At 63.1% G+C, this 17,275-nt stretch carries 14 protein-coding genes; 8 read left to right on the top strand and 6 right to left on the bottom strand.

The genetic code is table 11. The features are described 5' to 3' along the window. Positions 1 to 91 precede the first annotated feature (91 nt). On the top strand, positions 92 to 2,938 hold the full coding sequence (gene rapA, locus IFT98_RS05245) for an RNA polymerase-associated protein RapA (RefSeq protein WP_192047656.1): 2,847 nt from the start codon (positions 92 to 94) through the stop codon (positions 2,936 to 2,938). Positions 2,939 to 3,114: 176 nt separating this feature from the next. Here the strand turns inward: rapA and IFT98_RS05240 are convergent, their stop codons facing one another. Then, complete coding sequence (locus tag IFT98_RS05240; protein ID WP_192047655.1) at positions 3,115 to 3,420, bottom strand: DUF2288 domain-containing protein; 306 nt, start codon at positions 3,418 to 3,420, stop codon at positions 3,115 to 3,117. Between the two features lie 369 nt (positions 3,421 to 3,789). On the opposite strand from IFT98_RS05240, the gene IFT98_RS05235 reads away from it, so the two are divergent. From IFT98_RS05235 to IFT98_RS05205, 7 genes are all read left to right on the top strand, one after another. Next, positions 3,790 to 4,905 carry a branched-chain amino acid ABC transporter substrate-binding protein gene (locus IFT98_RS05235; protein ID WP_122795051.1) on the top strand — a complete coding sequence of 372 codons (1,116 nt, stop codon included), beginning with the start codon at positions 3,790 to 3,792 and terminating at the stop codon, positions 4,903 to 4,905. Positions 4,906 to 5,114: 209 nt separating this feature from the next. Continuing rightward, positions 5,115 to 6,038, top strand: coding sequence for a high-affinity branched-chain amino acid ABC transporter permease LivH (gene livH / locus IFT98_RS05230; RefSeq protein ID WP_122476443.1), 924 nt, complete (start codon positions 5,115 to 5,117; stop codon positions 6,036 to 6,038). Then, positions 6,035 to 7,288: a high-affinity branched-chain amino acid ABC transporter permease LivM gene (locus IFT98_RS05225; RefSeq protein ID WP_192047654.1), complete on the top strand. Its 1,254-nt coding sequence runs from the start codon at positions 6,035 to 6,037 to the stop codon at positions 7,286 to 7,288. Before livH ends, IFT98_RS05225 begins: the two co-directional genes overlap by 4 nt. Continuing rightward, a complete protein-coding gene (livG, locus tag IFT98_RS05220) occupies positions 7,285 to 8,052 on the top strand; it encodes a high-affinity branched-chain amino acid ABC transporter ATP-binding protein LivG (RefSeq protein ID WP_192047653.1) in 768 nt (255 codons plus the stop codon). The genes IFT98_RS05225 and livG overlap by 4 nt, the downstream gene beginning before the upstream one ends. Then, positions 8,053 to 8,754: an ABC transporter ATP-binding protein gene (locus IFT98_RS05215; protein WP_122795054.1), complete on the top strand. Its 702-nt coding sequence runs from the start codon at positions 8,053 to 8,055 to the stop codon at positions 8,752 to 8,754. A gap of 179 nt (positions 8,755 to 8,933) precedes the next feature. Beyond that, positions 8,934 to 9,611: a hypothetical protein gene (locus IFT98_RS05210; RefSeq protein ID WP_192047652.1), complete on the top strand. Its 678-nt coding sequence runs from the start codon at positions 8,934 to 8,936 to the stop codon at positions 9,609 to 9,611. A gap of 104 nt (positions 9,612 to 9,715) precedes the next feature. After that, positions 9,716 to 11,326 (top strand): NAD(P)/FAD-dependent oxidoreductase, encoded by a 1,611-nt coding sequence (locus IFT98_RS05205; protein ID WP_192047651.1) that lies wholly within the window; start codon positions 9,716 to 9,718, stop codon positions 11,324 to 11,326. 106 nt (positions 11,327 to 11,432) lie between these two features. Here IFT98_RS05205 and IFT98_RS05200 read toward each other — a convergent pair whose 3' ends face one another. The 5 genes from IFT98_RS05200 to dinG all read right to left on the bottom strand — a co-directional run bounded on the left by IFT98_RS05200 (position 11,433) and on the right by dinG (position 17,233). Then, on the bottom strand, positions 11,433 to 11,897 hold the full coding sequence (locus IFT98_RS05200) for a glycine zipper 2TM domain-containing protein (protein WP_192047650.1): 465 nt from the start codon (positions 11,895 to 11,897) through the stop codon (positions 11,433 to 11,435). A 165-nt stretch (positions 11,898 to 12,062) separates the two neighbouring features. Next, on the bottom strand, positions 12,063 to 12,710 hold the full coding sequence (pdxH, locus tag IFT98_RS05195) for a pyridoxamine 5'-phosphate oxidase (RefSeq protein ID WP_192047649.1): 648 nt from the start codon (positions 12,708 to 12,710) through the stop codon (positions 12,063 to 12,065). A 16-nt stretch (positions 12,711 to 12,726) separates the two neighbouring features. Continuing rightward, positions 12,727 to 13,707, bottom strand: coding sequence for an OmpA family protein (locus IFT98_RS05190; RefSeq protein ID WP_192047648.1), 981 nt, complete (start codon positions 13,705 to 13,707; stop codon positions 12,727 to 12,729). Positions 13,708 to 13,831: 124 nt separating this feature from the next. Further along, complete coding sequence (locus IFT98_RS05185; protein WP_192047647.1) at positions 13,832 to 14,977, bottom strand: serine hydrolase; 1,146 nt, start codon at positions 14,975 to 14,977, stop codon at positions 13,832 to 13,834. Positions 14,978 to 15,088: 111 nt separating this feature from the next. Continuing rightward, complete coding sequence (gene dinG / locus IFT98_RS05180) at positions 15,089 to 17,233, bottom strand: ATP-dependent DNA helicase DinG (RefSeq protein ID WP_192047646.1); 2,145 nt, start codon at positions 17,231 to 17,233, stop codon at positions 15,089 to 15,091. Between the last annotated feature and the right edge of the window lie 42 nt (positions 17,234 to 17,275).

Genomic DNA, 17,275 nt, shown 5'->3' with positions numbered 1-17,275 from the left:
GCGCGGCGCCCAGATTATTCAGCATACCTTTGGCCCTGCGCCCCCCAATCCGTTAGAATCAGCGCCTTTTCAAAAGCGGGAGACAGGCAGCATGGCGCAGCAGTATCAACCGGGGCAACGCTGGATCAGCGACAGCGAAGCGGAACTCGGCCTGGGCACCGTCCTGGCCCAGGACGGTCGCTTGCTCACCGTGCTCTACCCGGCCACCGGCGAAACCCGCCAGTACGCATTGCGCAATGCTCCGTTGACGCGCGTGCGCTTTTCTCCCGGCGATGTGATCACTCACTTCGAAGGTTGGAAACTGACCGTGCGCGAGGTCGACGATGCCGACGGCCTGCTGGTCTATCACGGCCTCAATGCACAGAACGAGCAACGCACGCTGCCTGAAACCCAGCTGTCCAACTTCATCCAGTTCCGTTTGGCCAGCGACCGCCTGTTCGCCGGCCAGATCGACCCGCTGCCGTGGTTTTCGCTGCGCTACAACACCCTGGAACACACCAGCAAGCAGTTGCAGTCCTCGCTGTGGGGCCTGGGCGGCGTGCGTGCGCAACCCATCGCGCACCAGCTGCACATCGCCCGCGAAGTCGCCGACCGCATCGCCCCGCGCGTATTGCTGGCCGACGAAGTGGGCCTGGGCAAGACCATCGAAGCCGGCCTGGTGATTCATCGCCAACTGCTCTCCGGGCGAGCCAGCCGCGTGCTGATCCTGGTCCCGGAAAACCTGCAGCACCAATGGCTGGTGGAAATGCGCCGGCGCTTCAACCTGCAGGTGGCCCTGTTCGATGCCGAGCGCTTCATCGAAAGCGATGCCAGCAACCCCTTCGAGGACGCGCAACTGGCGCTGGTCTCGCTGGAATGGCTGACCGAAGATGAAAAGGCCCAGGATGCGTTGTTCGCGGCCGGCTGGGACCTGCTGGTGGTCGACGAGGCCCATCACCTGGTGTGGCACGAGGAGAAGGCCAGCCCGCAGTATTCGCTGGTCGAGCAACTGGCCGAAGTCATCCCCGGCGTTCTGCTGCTCACCGCCACCCCTGAGCAACTGGGCCAGGACAGCCACTTCGCACGCCTGCGCCTGCTCGATCCGAACCGCTTCCACGACCTGGCGGCCTTCCGCGCCGAAAGCGAAAACTATCGCCCGGTCGCCGAAGCCGTGCAGGAACTGCTCGACAAGGGCAGCTTGTCGAGCACCGCGCAACAGACCATCCACGGCCTGCTCGGTACGCAGGGCGACACGCTGGTCGCCGCCGTCAATGCGGGTGACGAAGAAGCCGGCCCACGCCTGATCCGCGAATTGCTCGATCGCCACGGCACCGGGCGCGTATTGTTCCGCAATACCCGCGCCGCCGTGCAGGGCTTCCCCGAACGCAAGCTGCACCCTTACCCACTGCCGTGCCCGGACGCTTACCTGGAGTTGCCGCTGGGCGAACACGCCGAGCTGTACCCGGAAGTCGGTTTCCAGGCCCACGCCGAGGACAGTGATGCCGAGCGCTGGTGGCGCTTCGACCCGCGGGTGGAATGGCTGATCGACACGCTCAAGATGCTCAAGCGCACCAAGGTGCTGGTCATCTGCGCCCACGCCGAAACCGCGATGGACCTGGAAGACGCCTTGCGCGTGCGCTCCGGCACGCTCGCCACGGTGTTCCACGAAGGCATGAGCATCCTGGAGCGGGACCGCGCAGCGGCCTACTTCGCCGACGAAGAATTCGGCGCGCAGGTGCTGATCTGTTCGGAGATCGGCAGTGAGGGGCGCAACTTCCAGTTCGCTCACCATCTGGTGCTGTTCGACCTGCCCGCCCACCCCGACCTGCTCGAGCAGCGCATCGGCCGTCTTGACCGAATCGGCCAGAAGCACATCATCGAGCTGCATGTGCCGTACCTGGAAAACAGTCCGCAGGAGCGTCTGTTCCAGTGGTACCACAACGCGCTCAACGCCTTTCTCAACACCTGCCCTACCGGTAACGCGCTGCAGCACCAATTCGGCCCGCGCCTGCTGCCGATGCTGGAAAACGCCGACGACGGCGAATGGCAAGCGCTGATCGATGAGGCACGCAGCCGCCGCGAGTCACTGGAAAGCGAGCTGCATACCGGGCGTGACCGGCTGCTGGAGCTCAACTCCGGGGGCGACGGCGAAGGTCAGGCCCTGGTGGCTGCCATCGAAGAGCAGGACGATCAATTCGCCCTGCCGATCTACATGGAAACCCTCTTCGACGCCTTCGGCATCGACAGCGAAGACCATTCCGACAATGCGCTGATCCTGCGTCCCAGCGAGAAGATGCTGGATGCCAGCTTTCCGCTCGGCGACGACGAAGGCGTGACCATCACCTACGACCGCGAGCAGGCGTTGTCGCGCGAGGACATGCAGTTCATCACCTGGGAGCACCCCATGGTGCAGGGCGGCATGGATCTGGTACTGGCGGGCTCGATGGGCAACACCGCCGTGGCGCTGATCAAGAACAAGGCGCTCAAGCCCGGCACCGTGCTGCTGGAGCTGCTCTACGTCAGCGAAGTGGTGGCGCCGCGCTCGCTGCAGATGGGGCGTTACCTGCCGCCCGCCGCGCTGCGCTGCCTGCTCGACACCAACGGCAACGACCTGGCCTCGAGGGTGTCGTTCGAAACCCTCAACGACCAGCTCGAAAGCGTCCCCAAGGCCAGCGCCAACAAGTTCATCCAGGCTCAGCGCGATGTGCTTGCACCGCGCATCACCGCCGGCGAAAGCAAGATCGCGCCACGGCATGCCGAACGCGTTGCACAGGCACAGCATCGCCTGGCCGCCGAAACGGAAGAAGAGTTGGCACGGTTGACGGCGCTGCAGGCGGTCAACCCGACCGTGCGCGACAGCGAACTGGTAGCCCTGCGCAAACAGCGTGAAGACGGCCTGGCGATGCTCGACAAGGCCGCACTGCGCCTGGAAGCCATTCGGGTACTGGTAGCCGGCTGACGGTTGCCTTCCCGCGCGGGCCAACGCTGCGCGGGAAGGCGTTACGGATTGACCCTGATTGTTACTGACCGTGTCGCCGACGCGCGCTCGAACACCGGTGTTTATCGTCGAAAGCGATCGGTGCCCGTGCGCCGTCGTGCATCACGCAGTGATCTTGCACCACTGCAGTGCGCAGATCAGCTCGATGCCCGCTCCTGGATCACTACCCACGGCGACACCACCACTGCCCACAGTGTCGGATCGCGTTCGCAGAAATCCAAGGCCCGCGGCGCAGACAGCTTCTCGACCTTTCCATCAGCGAGCCACTGGGCTACCTCGGCGTGCGCGTCTTCGGCCAATGCCTGCCCTACGGTGATCAAATCCAGCGCAGGATCGACCCACAACAGGGCACCCTTGGCAAAGAAGGGCTGCAACGCCTGCCATTCGATAATCGCGGTCTCGCCAAGCAATTTGGCATAGAGGGTGCTAGCGTTTGCAGTCATGGGTTTCACCGTCAGGAAAAAATCGGCGTCATGATAACGGTCCGAGTTGCCTGGAAAAACCCGGTTGCAATATAAAGGGTCGCGTTTTGCCCCGGCAAACCGGCATTTCTCGTCTGGCCCGACACCGGCATGTACTTGAATCTATAACTTTATGTCGATTTAGCGACAACCGATCGCTTTCGCTGCAAACGCCAGCTTTCCAACCGGCAAACCGGCGCTCTACACTGTACCGGTACAGTTGTCGGGTGCAGATTCGGATGTCGTCTGCCATGGCTCGCCGAAGGGGTAAAGCGGTGAGTGTGGCCAAGATTCGGTCCGTCGCCTGTTCGGCCAGGACTATAAAAACTACAACGCAAAAATGGAGCACTAATGAATAAGCAGATTTCCAAACTGTTTGCCGCTCTGGTTCTGGCCGGCGTCGCCAGCCATTCGATGGCAGCCGACACCATCAAGATCGGCATTGCCGGGCCCAAGACCGGCCCGGTCGCCGAATACGGCGTCATGCAGTTCAACGGCGCGAAGATGGCCATCGAGCAGATCAACGCCAAGGGCGGCGTCGACGGCAAGCAACTCGTAGCCGTCGAATACGACGACGCCTGCGATCCCAAGCAGGCCGTTGCGGTGGCCAACAAAGTGGTCAATGACGGCGTCAAGTTCGTCGTAGGTCACCTGTGCTCCAGTTCCGCCCAGCCGGCATCCGATGTCTACGAAGACGAAGGCATCATCATGGTGACCCCGGCGGCCACCAGCCCCGACATCACCGCCAAGGGCAAGAAGCTGGTATTCCGTACCATCGGCCTGGACAGCGCCCAGGGGCCTGCCGCCGGCAACTACATCGCCGATGTGGTCAAACCCAAGATCGTTGCCGTCGTCCACGACAAGCAGCAGTACGGCGAAGGCATTGCCACCGCGGTCAAGACCACGCTTGAAGGCAAGGGCGTGAAAGTCGCCGTGTTCGAAGGCATCAACGCCGGCGACAAGGATTTTTCATCGCTGATCGCCAAGCTCAAGCAAGCCAACGTCGACTTCGTCTACTACGGCGGCTACCACCCCGAGCTGGGTCAGATCCTGCGCCAGTCCAAGGAGAAAGGCCTGAACGCCAAGTTCATGGGTCCTGAAGGCGTAGGCAACGATTCCATCTCGCAGATCGCAGGCGAAGCCTCCGAAGGCCTGCTGGTCACCTTGCCCAAGTCTTTCGACAAGGATCCTGAAAACATCGCGCTGACCAAGGCATTCCAGGACAAGAAGCAAGACCCGAGCGGTCCGTTCGTCTACCCGTCGTACTCGGCCGTGCAAGTGATTGCCGACGGCATCACCGCCGCCAAGAGCGAAGACACCGACAAAGTGGCCGAGGCCATCCACGCCGGTACCTTCAAGACCCCAATGGGTGAACTGAGCTATGACGCCAAGGGCGACCTGAAGAACTTCCAGTTCGTGGTCTACGAGTGGCATTTCGGCAAACCCAAGACCGAAGCCGCCCAGTAAGCCTGGCAACACCCCCACAAAGCCCACTGCATTGCAGTGGGCTTTGTTTTACGAGTGACGGGTACGGCCGGTGCGAACCATCGGCTGGCCCCCTGAAAATCTTGAAACCGTGACCAGCGGTTCACCTGCCCTGCCCGGCAACACTGCGCCAAGGAGAGCGCTCGGGGCATGGCCGGAGAAATGCGAACAGGTTTTTAGGAGCGCGGTAAATGCCTGAATTATTCCATTACATGCAGCAGTTGGTGAATGGCCTGACCATCGGCAGCACCTATGCGTTGATCGCCATCGGCTACACCATGGTGTACGGCATCATCGGCATGATCAACTTCGCCCATGGCGAGGTGTACATGATCGGTTCGTATGTCACCTTCATCGTCCTGGCTGGCCTGGCCATGCTGGGCATCCACAGTCTTCCGGTACTGATGATCGCCGGCTTCGCCGCCGCCATCCTGGTCACCAGTGCCTATGGCTACAGCATCGAACGGGTCGCCTATCGACCGCTGCGCAACAGCAACCGGTTGATCCCGCTGATCTCGGCGATCGGCATGTCGATCTTCCTGCAGAATTCGGTGCAGCTGTCCCAGGGTTCCGGCAACTTCGCCATTCCCAATCTGCTCCCCGGCAGTCTGACCTTCGGTCCGGGTGGTGCCGAGGAAGTACAGATTTCCTACATGCAGATTCTGGTATTCCTGGTCACGCTGGGAGCGATGTACGGCCTGACCCTGTTCATTTCCCGCTCGCGCATGGGGCGTGCCTGCCGCGCCTGCGCCGAGGACATGAAAATGGCCAACCTGCTGGGCATCAACACCAACGCGATCATCGCCCTCACCTTCGTGATCGGCGCGGCACTGGCCGCAGTCGCGGCCGTGCTGTTGAGCATGCAGTATGGCGTGATCAACCCCAGCGCCGGCTTCCTGGTCGGGCTCAAGGCCTTCACCGCAGCCGTATTGGGCGGTATCGGCAGCATTCCAGGGGCCATGCTGGGCGGCCTGGTACTGGGCGTGGCCGAAGCGTTCGGCGCCGATATCTTTGGTGACCAGTACAAGGACGTCGTTTCGTTCGGCCTGCTGGTCCTGGTTCTATTGTTCCGTCCGACCGGCATCCTGGGCCGTCCGGAGGTTGAGAAAGTATGAGCAAGTCTCTTAGATCCGCGCTTTTCAGCTCGGCATTGGTATGGGCCGTGGCCTATCCGGTACTGGGCCTGAAACTGGCCTTCTCCGGCGTCACCCTGGTGGTGCAGAACGCCAGTGCCGGCACCCTGCTGACCATCGCCGGCTGTTCGCTGCTGATGTTCCTGCGGGTGCTGTTCGCCGAGCGCATCGGTGGCCTGCGTCGCGATTCGAGCAAGCCACTGATACCGGCCAAGGCTTCGAATTTCCTCACCCTGCCCAGCACTCAGCGCTGGTTCATCCTGGCCTTGGTGGTACTGGCGTTCATCTGGCCGTTCTTCGGTTCGCGTGGCGCGGTGGACATCGCAACCCTGATCCTGATCTACGTGATGCTCGGCCTGGGCCTGAACATCGTGGTCGGCCTGGCAGGTCTGCTCGACCTGGGTTACGTGGGTTTCTATGCGGTCGGGGCCTACGGCTATGCCCTGCTCTCGCATTATTTCGGCCTGAGCTTCTGGGAATGCCTGCCACTGGCCGGTCTGCTGGCGGCCACGTTCGGTTTCCTCCTGGGCTTCCCGGTGCTGCGCCTGCGTGGTGACTACTTGGCCATCGTGACCTTGGGCTTCGGGGAAATAATCCGGATATTCCTGCGCAACCTCACCGACATCACCGGCGGCCCGAACGGCATCAGCAACATCGAGAAGCCGACTTTTTTCGGCCTCTCGTTCGAGCGTCGCGCCGCCGAAGGCAGCCAGACCTTCTACCAATTCTTCGGCCTGGAATACAGCCCGATCGGCAAGGTCATCTTTCTCTACCTGATCGCCTTGCTGATGGCCCTCGCGGCGCTGTTCGTCATCAACCGCTTGCTGCGCATGCCCATCGGACGAGCCTGGGAGGCATTGCGCGAAGACGAGATCGCCTGCCGCGCGCTGGGCCTCAACCCGACCGTGATCAAGCTCTCCGCGTTCACCCTGGGCGCGGCATTCGCCGGGTTCGCCGGCAGTTTCTTCGCAGCACGGCAAGGCCTGGTCACCCCGGAGTCGTTCACCTTCATCGAGTCGGCGATCATTCTGGCCATCGTCGTGCTGGGTGGCATGGGCTCGCAACTGGGGGTGATCCTCGCCGCCATCGTGATGATCCTGCTGCCTGAATTGATGCGTGAGTTCAGTGACTACCGCATGTTGATGTTCGGCGCCTTGATGGTGCTGATGATGATCTGGCGTCCGCAAGGCTTGCTTCCGATGCAGCGTCCCCACCTGGAGCTGCGCAAATGAGCCAGAACATTCTGCAAGTCACCGACCTGAGCATGCGCTTCGGCGGCCTGCTGGCGGTCAACGGTGTGGCCCTGAGCGTGAAGGAAAAGCAGGTGGTCGCCCTCATCGGCCCCAACGGCGCCGGCAAGACCACGGTGTTCAATTGCCTGACCGGTTTCTACAAGCCCAGCGGCGGTACCATCCTGCTCGATGGCCAGCCGATCCAGGGCCTGCCCGGCCATCAGATCGCTCGCAAGGGGGTGGTGCGCACCTTCCAGAACGTGCGGCTATTCAAGGAAATGACCGCACTGGAAAACCTGCTGATCGCCCAGCATCGGCACTTGAACACCAACTTTTTTGCCGGGTTGTTCAAAACGCCAAACTTCCGCAAAAGCGAAAGGGAGGCAATGGAGTACGCCGAGTATTGGCTGGAAAAGGTCAACCTCAAGGAGTTCGCCAACCGCACCGCAGGGACGCTCGCCTACGGGCAGCAGCGCCGGCTGGAGATTGCCCGCTGCATGATGACCCGGCCGCGCATGCTGATGCTCGACGAGCCTGCAGCCGGTCTCAACCCGCGTGAAACCGACGACCTCAAGGCGCTGATCGGGGTGCTGCGTGAAGAGCACAACGCAACCGTGCTGCTGATCGAGCACGACATGAAACTGGTCATGAGCATTTCCGACCACATCGTCGTGATCAACCAGGGCACACCCTTGGCCGATGGCACGCCGGAGCAGATCCGCGACAATCCTGACGTCATCAAAGCCTACCTGGGGGAAGCGTAAATGCTGCAGTTCGAAAACGTTTCTACCTTCTACGGCAAGATCCAGGCCCTGCACGGGGTCAATGTGGAGGTTCGCCAGGGCGAGATCGTCACCCTGATCGGTGCCAACGGCGCGGGCAAGTCAACCCTGCTGATGACCCTGTGCGGCGCGCCGCGGGCGCACTCGGGCAGCATTCGCTACATGGGCGAAGAGCTGGTGGGCAAGGAGTCAGCGGAAATCATGCGCAAGAGCATTGCCGTGGTGCCCGAAGGTCGCCGGGTGTTCGCGCGCCTGACCGTCGAAGAGAACCTGGCGATGGGCGGGTTCTTCACCGAAAAGGGCGATTTTCAAGAGCAGATGGACAAGGTCCTGGCCTTGTTCCCGCGGCTCAAGGAACGCTTCAGCCAGCGCGGGGGCACCATGTCGGGCGGTGAGCAGCAGATGCTCGCGATCGGCCGTGCACTGATGAGCAAACCCAAGCTGCTGTTGCTCGATGAACCCTCCCTGGGGCTGGCACCGATCATCATTCAGCAGATCTTCGACATCATCGAGCAGTTGCGCCGTGATGGGGTCACGGTGTTCCTGGTCGAGCAGAACGCCAACCAGGCCCTGAAGATCGCCGACCGCGCCTATGTGCTGGAAAACGGCCGGGTAGTCATGCAAGGCAGCGGCGAAACCCTGCTCACCGATCCCAAGGTGCGCGAGGCCTACCTGGGCGGTTGAGTGGGCGGCCAGGCATACCGCAGCGACCCTTTCGCGGGCAGAGCCTGCTCCCACACACAAATACCCGTGGGAGCGGGCTCTGCCCGCGAAGAGGCCAGCACTGCCCACACACAGTTCCCATGCACACGCTTTTCACGGGCCCTGTGCTACCGTGCTCCTCATCGTTCAGGAGACCCACGATGCACCTGCCCCGCTCCCTCGCCATGCTCGCCCTGCTGCCGCTGCTCGCCAGTTGCCAGTCCTTCTTCAACCGCGCTCCAGAGGCCCCTTCCACCGCAGGCCTGACCCGCATGCAAGGCGCCCTGCAGGGCGACAACGGTCGGCTGTTCTTCCAACCCTGTGGTGACCCGCGCCGCTATGCAGTGACCGACAGCAATGGCACCGGTGTACTGCAGGAGGCCTCGCAACTGGCTGGCAATCGCCCTGTGGTGTATGCCGACCTGCGCGGACGTTTCGACGCCAGCACCAACGGCAGTACCGACGGCCAACTGCGCCTGCAGCAGCTGTATCGACTCGATCGCTCGCTGGCCGCCTGCAAGGACCCGGACTTCAAGCTGTCCAGCCTGAGTGCGGGTGGCGAGTCCCCGCGCTGGCAGGTCAGGGTCACCGGCCAGGGCATGATCGTGGATCGCGAAGGTCAGGCTCCCCTGGCCCTGCCCTATGTCGAGGAACAGGTCGGCGGTGGCCGCTTCAACCTGTCCACCGAGGCCAACGGCCAGCGCATCGAGCTGTGGGTGGCACCGCAACGCTGCGTCGATACGCGCAACCAGGGCGTGCAGTTCCTCGCCGCCGAACTGCGCGTCAACGGCGAGGTGCAGCGTGGCTGCGCGACCTTCGGCGGCGCACGCAACCAGTAAGCTGCACCGTCCAGCGTTTTTTACCTGACGACGGGCAGCGCATCGCGTTTATAATGCCGGGTTCTGTTATGCCCCCGGGGCGCGCCCGGATTTTTGGACCTGTCATGCTACGAATCACCGAACTCAAGTTGCCCCTGGACCATTCCGACGACGCCCTGCGCCCTGCCATCGTGCAGCGCCTGGGCATCGCCGACGCCGATCTGCTCGACTTCACCCTGTTCAAGCGCAGCTACGATGCGCGCAAGAAGAACAGCGAACTGCAGTTCATCTACACCGTCGATCTGCAAGTGCGCGACGAAGCCGGCGTGCTCGAGCGTTTTGCCGATGACCACAACGTCAACGTGGCGCCGGATGTCAGCTACAAGGTGGTCGGGCACGCGCCAGGGGACTATGCCCAGCGGCCTCTGGTCGTCGGCTTCGGACCCTGCGGGATCTTCGCCGCCCTGCTGCTGGCGCAGATGGGCTTCAAGCCGATCGTGCTCGAGCGTGGCAAGGAGGTGCGCCAGCGCACCAAGGACACCTGGGGCCTGTGGCGCAAGAACGTGCTGAACGCCGAGTCCAACGTGCAATTCGGCGAGGGCGGCGCCGGCACCTTTTCCGATGGCAAGCTCTACAGCCAGATCAAGGACCCGCAGCATCACGGCCGCAAGGTCCTGCACGAGTTCGTCAAGGCTGGAGCGCCCGAGGAAATCCTCTACGTCAGCAAACCGCACATCGGCACGTTCCGCCTGACTGGCATGGTCGAGAACATGCGCCAGCAGATCATCGCGCTGGGCGGCGAGATCCGTTTCGAGCAGAAAGTCACCGACCTGCTGGTCGATGGCGAGCGCCTGCAGGGTGTGGTTCTGGAAAGCGGTGAGCAGCTGATCTCCAACCATGTGGTCATGGCCCTGGGACACAGCGCTCGGGATACCTTTCGCATGCTGCACGCGCGCAATGTGTTCATGGAAGCCAAACCTTTCTCCATCGGTTTTCGCGTGGAGCACCCGCAGGGCATCATCGACCGCGCCCGCTTGGGTAAGTACGCCGGCCACCCGAAGCTGGGTGCGGCTGACTACAAACTGGTCCACCACGCCAAGAATGGCCGTTCGGTATACAGTTTCTGCATGTGCCCCGGCGGTACCGTGGTCGCGGCCACGTCCGAACCGGGTCGCGTGGTCACCAACGGCATGAGCCAGTATTCGCGCAACGAGCGCAATGCCAACTCAGGCATCGTCGTTGGCATTACCCCGGAACAGGACTATCCCGGCGGCCCGCTGGCCGGCATCGAACTGCAGGAACAGCTCGAGTCCACGGCTTACCTGCTGGGTGGCAGCAACTACCAGGCGCCGGCGCAATTGCTGGGCGATTTCGTTGCCGGCAAGCCGTCCACCGCGCTGGGCAGCGTCGAGCCTTCGTACAAACCGGGGGTGACCCTGGGCGACCTGGCGCTGTCGCTGCCGGCTTTTGCCATCGAAGCGATCCGCGAGGCCTTGCCGGCATTCGAACGCCAGATCAAAGGCTTCTCGATGCATGACGCCGTGCTGACCGGCATCGAGACCCGCACCTCCTCGCCCCTGCGCATCACGCGCGGCGCCGATTACCAGAGCCTGAACCTCAAGGGTCTGTTCCCGGCCGGTGAAGGCGCTGGCTATGCGGGCGGTATCCTTTCCGCCGGCGTGGACGGCGTACGCATCGCCGAAGCGGTGGCGCGGGATATTCTGGGGCTGCACTAACCCTTCGCCACTGCGTATTGGCACTGCCTGGAAAACGCAGGCCACTGACGCCCGAAGCGGGCACAAAAAAACCGGCCCAGGCCGGTTTTTTCGTTACCAGGTTGGCTTAGTGCGAAACGCGGCTGGTGCCGTCCACCGTCATGATGCGTACACGCTCGCCGACGCGGAACACTTCGTTCTCCTGCACGGCCTGAACGTACGCGCGCATGCTGCCGTCGTCCTCGCGCACGGTGATTTCCACGCCCTGGGTGCGGGTAAATCCTTCTTCAGTGGCCGAGCCCAGCAGACCGCCAGCCACGGCGCCGATCACGGCTGCAACGATGCTGCCGCGACCGCCACCGACTGCACTGCCGGCAACACCACCGACCACGGCACCTGCGCCACCGCCGATCGGCGTCTTGGTGCCTTCGATCTTGACCGGACGCAGCGACTCGATGGTGCCCAGGCGCACGGTTTGCACACGGCGCGCCTCGTCGCGCGAGTAGGAGTCGCCCGACAGGTTGGAGGCACATCCGCCCAGCAGCAGGGACATTGTGGTGAAGCAGGCAACTAGCAGAACTGACTTGCGCATTTTGGCAGGACTCCATGGGACTTGTGTACATTAGACGCCGCAGGCCAACGGCTGTCACGACACAGTCTATAAAAATTTACGTCAGAGGGTGCAGACGCGGGCCAGGATGCTCGACCAGCCACTGAACGTCTGGACAACGGCCAGTGGCAAAAGGTCAAGGCAGGGTCAGGGAGCCAGACGCTCGCGAATCCACGAGCCGGCATTCAAGCGATAGTTGAGGCGGTCGTGCAGGCGACTGGGACGCCCTTGCCAGAACTCGACGCGATCAGCCACCAGGCGATAACCACCCCAGTGCGCGGGGCACCCGGGCTCGACACCGCTGAAGCGCTGCTCGGTTGCCTGCAGCAGCGCTTGCAGTTCGCTGCGATCGGCGATGACCTGGCTCTGCGGCGAGGCCCAGGCACCCAGGCGACTGCCCAGAGGACGGACCTGATAGTAGGCGTCGGACTCGGCCGCGCTGATCTTGCTCACCCGCCCTTCTATTCGCACTTGTCGCTCGAGGGTAGGCCAGAAGAAGGTCATGGCCGCAAACGGCCGATCTGCCAGCTGCTGGCCCTTGGCACTGTCGTAGTTGCTGAAAAAGGTGAAACCCTGATCATCCAGGCCCTTGAGCAGCAACACGCGACAATGTGGACGGCCTTCGGCGTCGACGGTAGCCAGCGTCATGGCATTGGCTTCTACCGGTGCCTGCTCGGTATCGACGGCCTCGCCGAACCACTGGCGAAACAGCGCGAAGGGCTCGGACGGTGCCTGCGCCTCGTCCAGCCCATCGCGGGTGTAGCTGCGGCGCATGTCGGCCAGCGCTTGCGTCATGGCAGCGATCCTTGCATCAGTGCGCCTTGGCCTGGTCGTTGCTCACGGCTTTCTTGGCAACGGCCTTCTTGGCCTCGGTTTTCTTGGCCGCCGGTACAGCTTTCTTGGCCACGGCTGGCTTGGCTGCAGTTTTCTTGGCGGCTGTAGCCTTGGCTGGCGCCTTGGCGGCGGGCTTGGCCACTGGTGCAGGTACAGCCTTGACGTCCTGGGTGGCAAGCATTTCAGCGGCGGTGAAGGTCGGCTGGTTGTACTTGGCCAGCAGGGCGAGCATGGTGTTCTGCGGGGTCAGGAGAATCTCCACGCGACGATTGAGCGAGCGACCTTCGACACTGTCGTTGGCGGCACGCGGCATCACCGAACCCATGCCGCGCAGCATCAGGCGGTCACGCTGCAGACCGCTGAGGCGGAAGATCGAAGCGATCGACTGCGCACGCTCCTGGCTCAGTTTCTGGTTCAACGGCCCGGGACCGCTGGTGTCGGCATGCCCCAGGACCAGCACGGCTGTCTTGTGATCGGCGTCGATGGCCTTGGCCACGCGCGTGATCGGGCCGAGGCTGATCGGCAGCAGCATCGACGGCCGATCAGGGTTGAACGAGGAATCGACCGGCGCGGTGATCACCAGCAGGTCTTCGCGGCGTTCGAGCTCGAACTTGCTGTCCTTGATGGCTTCGCGCAGCTTCGGCTCGTAGGCGTCGAGCCAGGCCTGGGTGACCTTGGGGTCGACCTTCGGCACTTCGGCAACCTTGGCCTGGGCCGGCGTGCTGCTGGCACCGAACGGCCACCACCAGCGGCTTTCGCTGTCGGACTTGGAATCGGCTTTCGCCACCTTGTCGGTGATGGCCTGCTCGACTTCCTTGTCAGCCGCCTTGCTGGCGACTGCGTCACGGCCAAATGGCCACCAGGCATGCCCGCCCTGGGCCGAGGAATCCTGGGGAGTTTGAGCACAACCGGTAGCGGCCAGGCACAAGGCAAACGCGATGGATTTATTCGGTGACATGGTGCATTCCACAAGGTGTTGGTAAATACAAACCGGTTTAACAAACCGGCCTAAATTATTGATTGATAGAGTAGAGCAGTCATAGCCCAATGGGCGACCGCTGGTCGATTTGTGATCAATCGCTTCAGAGGCAACTGCGTAGAACGCGCACCAGATGCTGTGCCCGCGGGTCCATCAGTATATAGGGGCCCAGGGTGTTCACGGCAAAACCAAAGGCAACATCATGTTCCGGATCGGCGAAGCCGACCGAGCCCCCTGCCCCGGGGTGACCGAAGGCGCCGGCCCCCAGGCCAAAGGTGGCGTTGGCCACCCTCGGCTGGTCGAGCATGCAGCCCAGGCCGAACCGCGTGGGCGTCATGAGGGTCTTGTCCAGGCCCAGGCTGTGCTCGCGAGTAAGCTCGGCGAGCATGTCGGATTCGAGCAGGCTGCCATCGAGCAGACCGGCGTAGAAACCAGCCAGGCTGCGGGCATTGCCATGCCCGTTCGCTGCAGGCTGCTGCATGCGTCGCCACTCCGGCTTGTTGGTACTGGTCAGCACCGACGGCGGATTGGTGAAGGCGCGCGTGGCCATGGCCGCGGGTTCGCGCATGGTCACCTGCAACAGACGCTGGGCCGCTTCGTCGCCGACATTGCCCTTGCCGCGGGCAATGTGCGCGACGCGGTAGAATTCCTCATCCGCCAGCCCGACGTGGAAATCCAGCCCCAGGGGTTTGGCCACCCGCGCCACGATGGATTCGCCCGGCCCGCGGTTATCGGCCCGCCGCAGCAGTTCACCGACCAGCCAGCCGTAGGTAATGGCCGCATAGCCATGCCCGGTACCCGGTTGCCACCACGGCGTTTCCGCCGCCAGCGCGGCGGTCATCCGTGGCCAGTCGTAGAGTGCTTCGGGCGGCAGCATGTCGCGCAAGGCTGGCAGGCCGGCCTGATGGCAGAGCAGATGGCGCAAGGTGATCGACTGTTTGCCGGCGGCGGCGAATTCCGGCCAGTAGCGGGCCACCGGAGCGTCCAGCGCCAGCTTGCCCTCGGCCACCAGCTGCAGGGCGGTCACGGCGGTGAAGGTCTTGGTGCAGGAGAACAGGTTGAGGATGGTGTCGCTGTGCCAAGCCTGGGCGCCATCCTTGTCGGCGGTACCGGCCCAGAGGTCGACCACCGTCTCACCGCCGACCTGAATGCACAGCGCGGCGCCGCGCTCCTGGGGGTTGTCGAACAATGCCGCGAACGCTTCACGCACGGCCTCGAACTGCAACTCGAAGTGACCTTGTATCTGCACCCTGACTCCCAACGACCACGCCGCGAAAAATGAAGCGCATTGTTTCAGCGATTCAGCGCTTTGTGAACCGCCCTGCATTCGATAATCGTTGCAGCGGGTGCGTACAGGCCGTCAGGAAATCTCGCGACGGAACGGCGGCAACGCGTTGAGGATCGCCTTGCCGTAGCGCTGGGTAACCAGGCGCCGATCGAGCAGCGTGATGGTGCCGCGATCCTGCTCGGTACGCAGCAACCGCCCGCAGGCCTGGATCAGGCGCAGCGAGGCATCGGGCACGGCGATCTCCATGAACGGGTTGCCGCCGCGCGCCTCGATCCATTCGGCCAGCGCCGCTTCGACCGGATCGTCAGGCACTGCAAAGGGGATCTTGGCAATGATCACATGCTCGCAATAGGCACCGGGCAGGTCGACGCCCTCGGCGAAACTGGCGAGACCGAACAGCACGCTGGAATCACCGCCATCGACGCGCGCCTTGTGCTTGTTCAAGGTTTCCTGCTTGGACAGGTTGCCCTGGATGAACACCTGCTTGCGCCAGTCGCGATCCAGGCCATCAAACACGTCCTGCATCTGTTTGCGCGAGGAAAACAGCACCAGGGTGCCTCGATAGCCTTCCACCAGATCCGGCAGGTCGCGGATGATCGCGGCGGTGTGCGCCGCCGCATCGCGGGGGTCGGCTCGCAGGTCGGGTACGCGCAGCACCCCGGCCTGTTCATGGTGAAAGGGGCTGGGCACGATGGCGGTTACCGAGGCTTTGGGAATCCCGGCGCGCATGCGGAACCGGTCGAACTTGCCCAACGCGGTCAGGGTAGCCGACGTCACCAAGGCACCGTAGGCGACGTTCCACAGATTGCGGCGCAGCATTTCCGCCGCCAGGATCGGGCTGGCATTGACCTCGATATCGTACAGCGCACCACCGTCGGCCAGGGTCAGCCAGCGCGCCATGGGCGGACTGTCTTCGGGGTCTTCGGCAGTGAACGCCGTCCACAATTCCCAACTGCCCTGGGCGCGAGCCAGCAAGCTGCCGAACAGCGGGTACCATTCCTCGGCCTGATGGCTGGCGATGCCCACGTTTTTCTCGCCGTCCATGCCTTCCTTGAGCAACTCGCTCAAGCGGGTGAACAGGTCGGTCAGTTTCGAAAAGCCCTTCTTCAGCTCAATGCCCATTTCCCGCATATGCTCGGGCACCACGCCTCCGACGAAGCGATGGCGTGGGCGCTCGCGGCCCTCCATGTCTTCGCCCGGCTTGAAGTCCGCCAGTTGCTCGCAGGCGCTGAACATGAACTGCTGCTGGGTCTTGATCTCACGGGCCAGCTCCGGCACCTGCTCGATCAACCGCCCCAGGTCGCCGGGCAACGGGTGCTGGGCGAGCAGCTTGGTCAGGTTCTTGGCCGTAGTCTCCAGCCAGTCGGCTGTGGAACGCAGCCGGCTGTAGTGAGCGAAATGGCCGATCGCCTTGTCAGGCAGGTGATGGCCCTCATCGAATACATACAGCGTGTCGCGCGGATCGGGCAGAACGGCCCCGCCCCCCAACGCCAGGTCGGCCAGCACCATGTCATGGTTGGTGACGATCACATCAACCTTGCCCATGCCCTCGCGGGCCTTGTAGAAGGTGCACTGGGCAAAGTTCGGGCAGTGGCGGCTGGTGCACTGGCTGTGGTCGGTGGTCAGGCGCGACCATTGCTGATCTTCCAGGGCCACCGGCCAGCTGTCGCGGTCACCGTCCCATTTGTTGCCGGCCAGTTTCTCGATCATGCTGGTGAACAGTTTCTGACTCGCCTCGTCGACCTCGATCTTGAAGCCTTCCTCTTCGAACAGCTGCGCGGTCGCGCTTTGCGCATGTCCTTCCTGCAGCAGCACGTCGAGCTTGGACAGGCACAGGTAGCGCCCGCGGCCTTTGGCCAGCGAGAAGGTGAAGTTCAGCCCGCTGTTGCGCATCAGGTCGGGCAGATCCTTGAACACGATCTGCTCCTGCAGCGCCACCGTGGCTGTGGCAATGACCAGGCGCTTGCCGGCCGCCTTGGCCACCGGAATCGCAGCCAGGCTGTAGGCAACCGTCTTGCCGGTGCCGGTGCCCGCTTCCACGGCCACCACCGCCGGATCGCCCGTACGCCGGCCTTCGTCATCGCACGCGATGTCGCCCAATACCTTGGCGATTTCGGCGATCATCAGGCGCTGGCCATAGCGCGGCTTGAGGCTCTTGGCTTCGAGAAAACGCGTGTAGGCGCCCTGGATCGTGGTTTTGAGTTCGTTACTGATCATCGACTGGTCATGGCGAAAGGCTGGATATATTTTCAGTGGTTC

The organism is Pseudomonas sp. CFBP 8770, from assembly GCF_014841705.1.
GTDB lineage: Bacteria > Pseudomonadota > Gammaproteobacteria > Pseudomonadales > Pseudomonadaceae > Aquipseudomonas.
The sequence above is the reverse complement of the archived record's forward strand: the minus strand, read 5'-3'. Positions and strand labels throughout refer to the sequence as shown.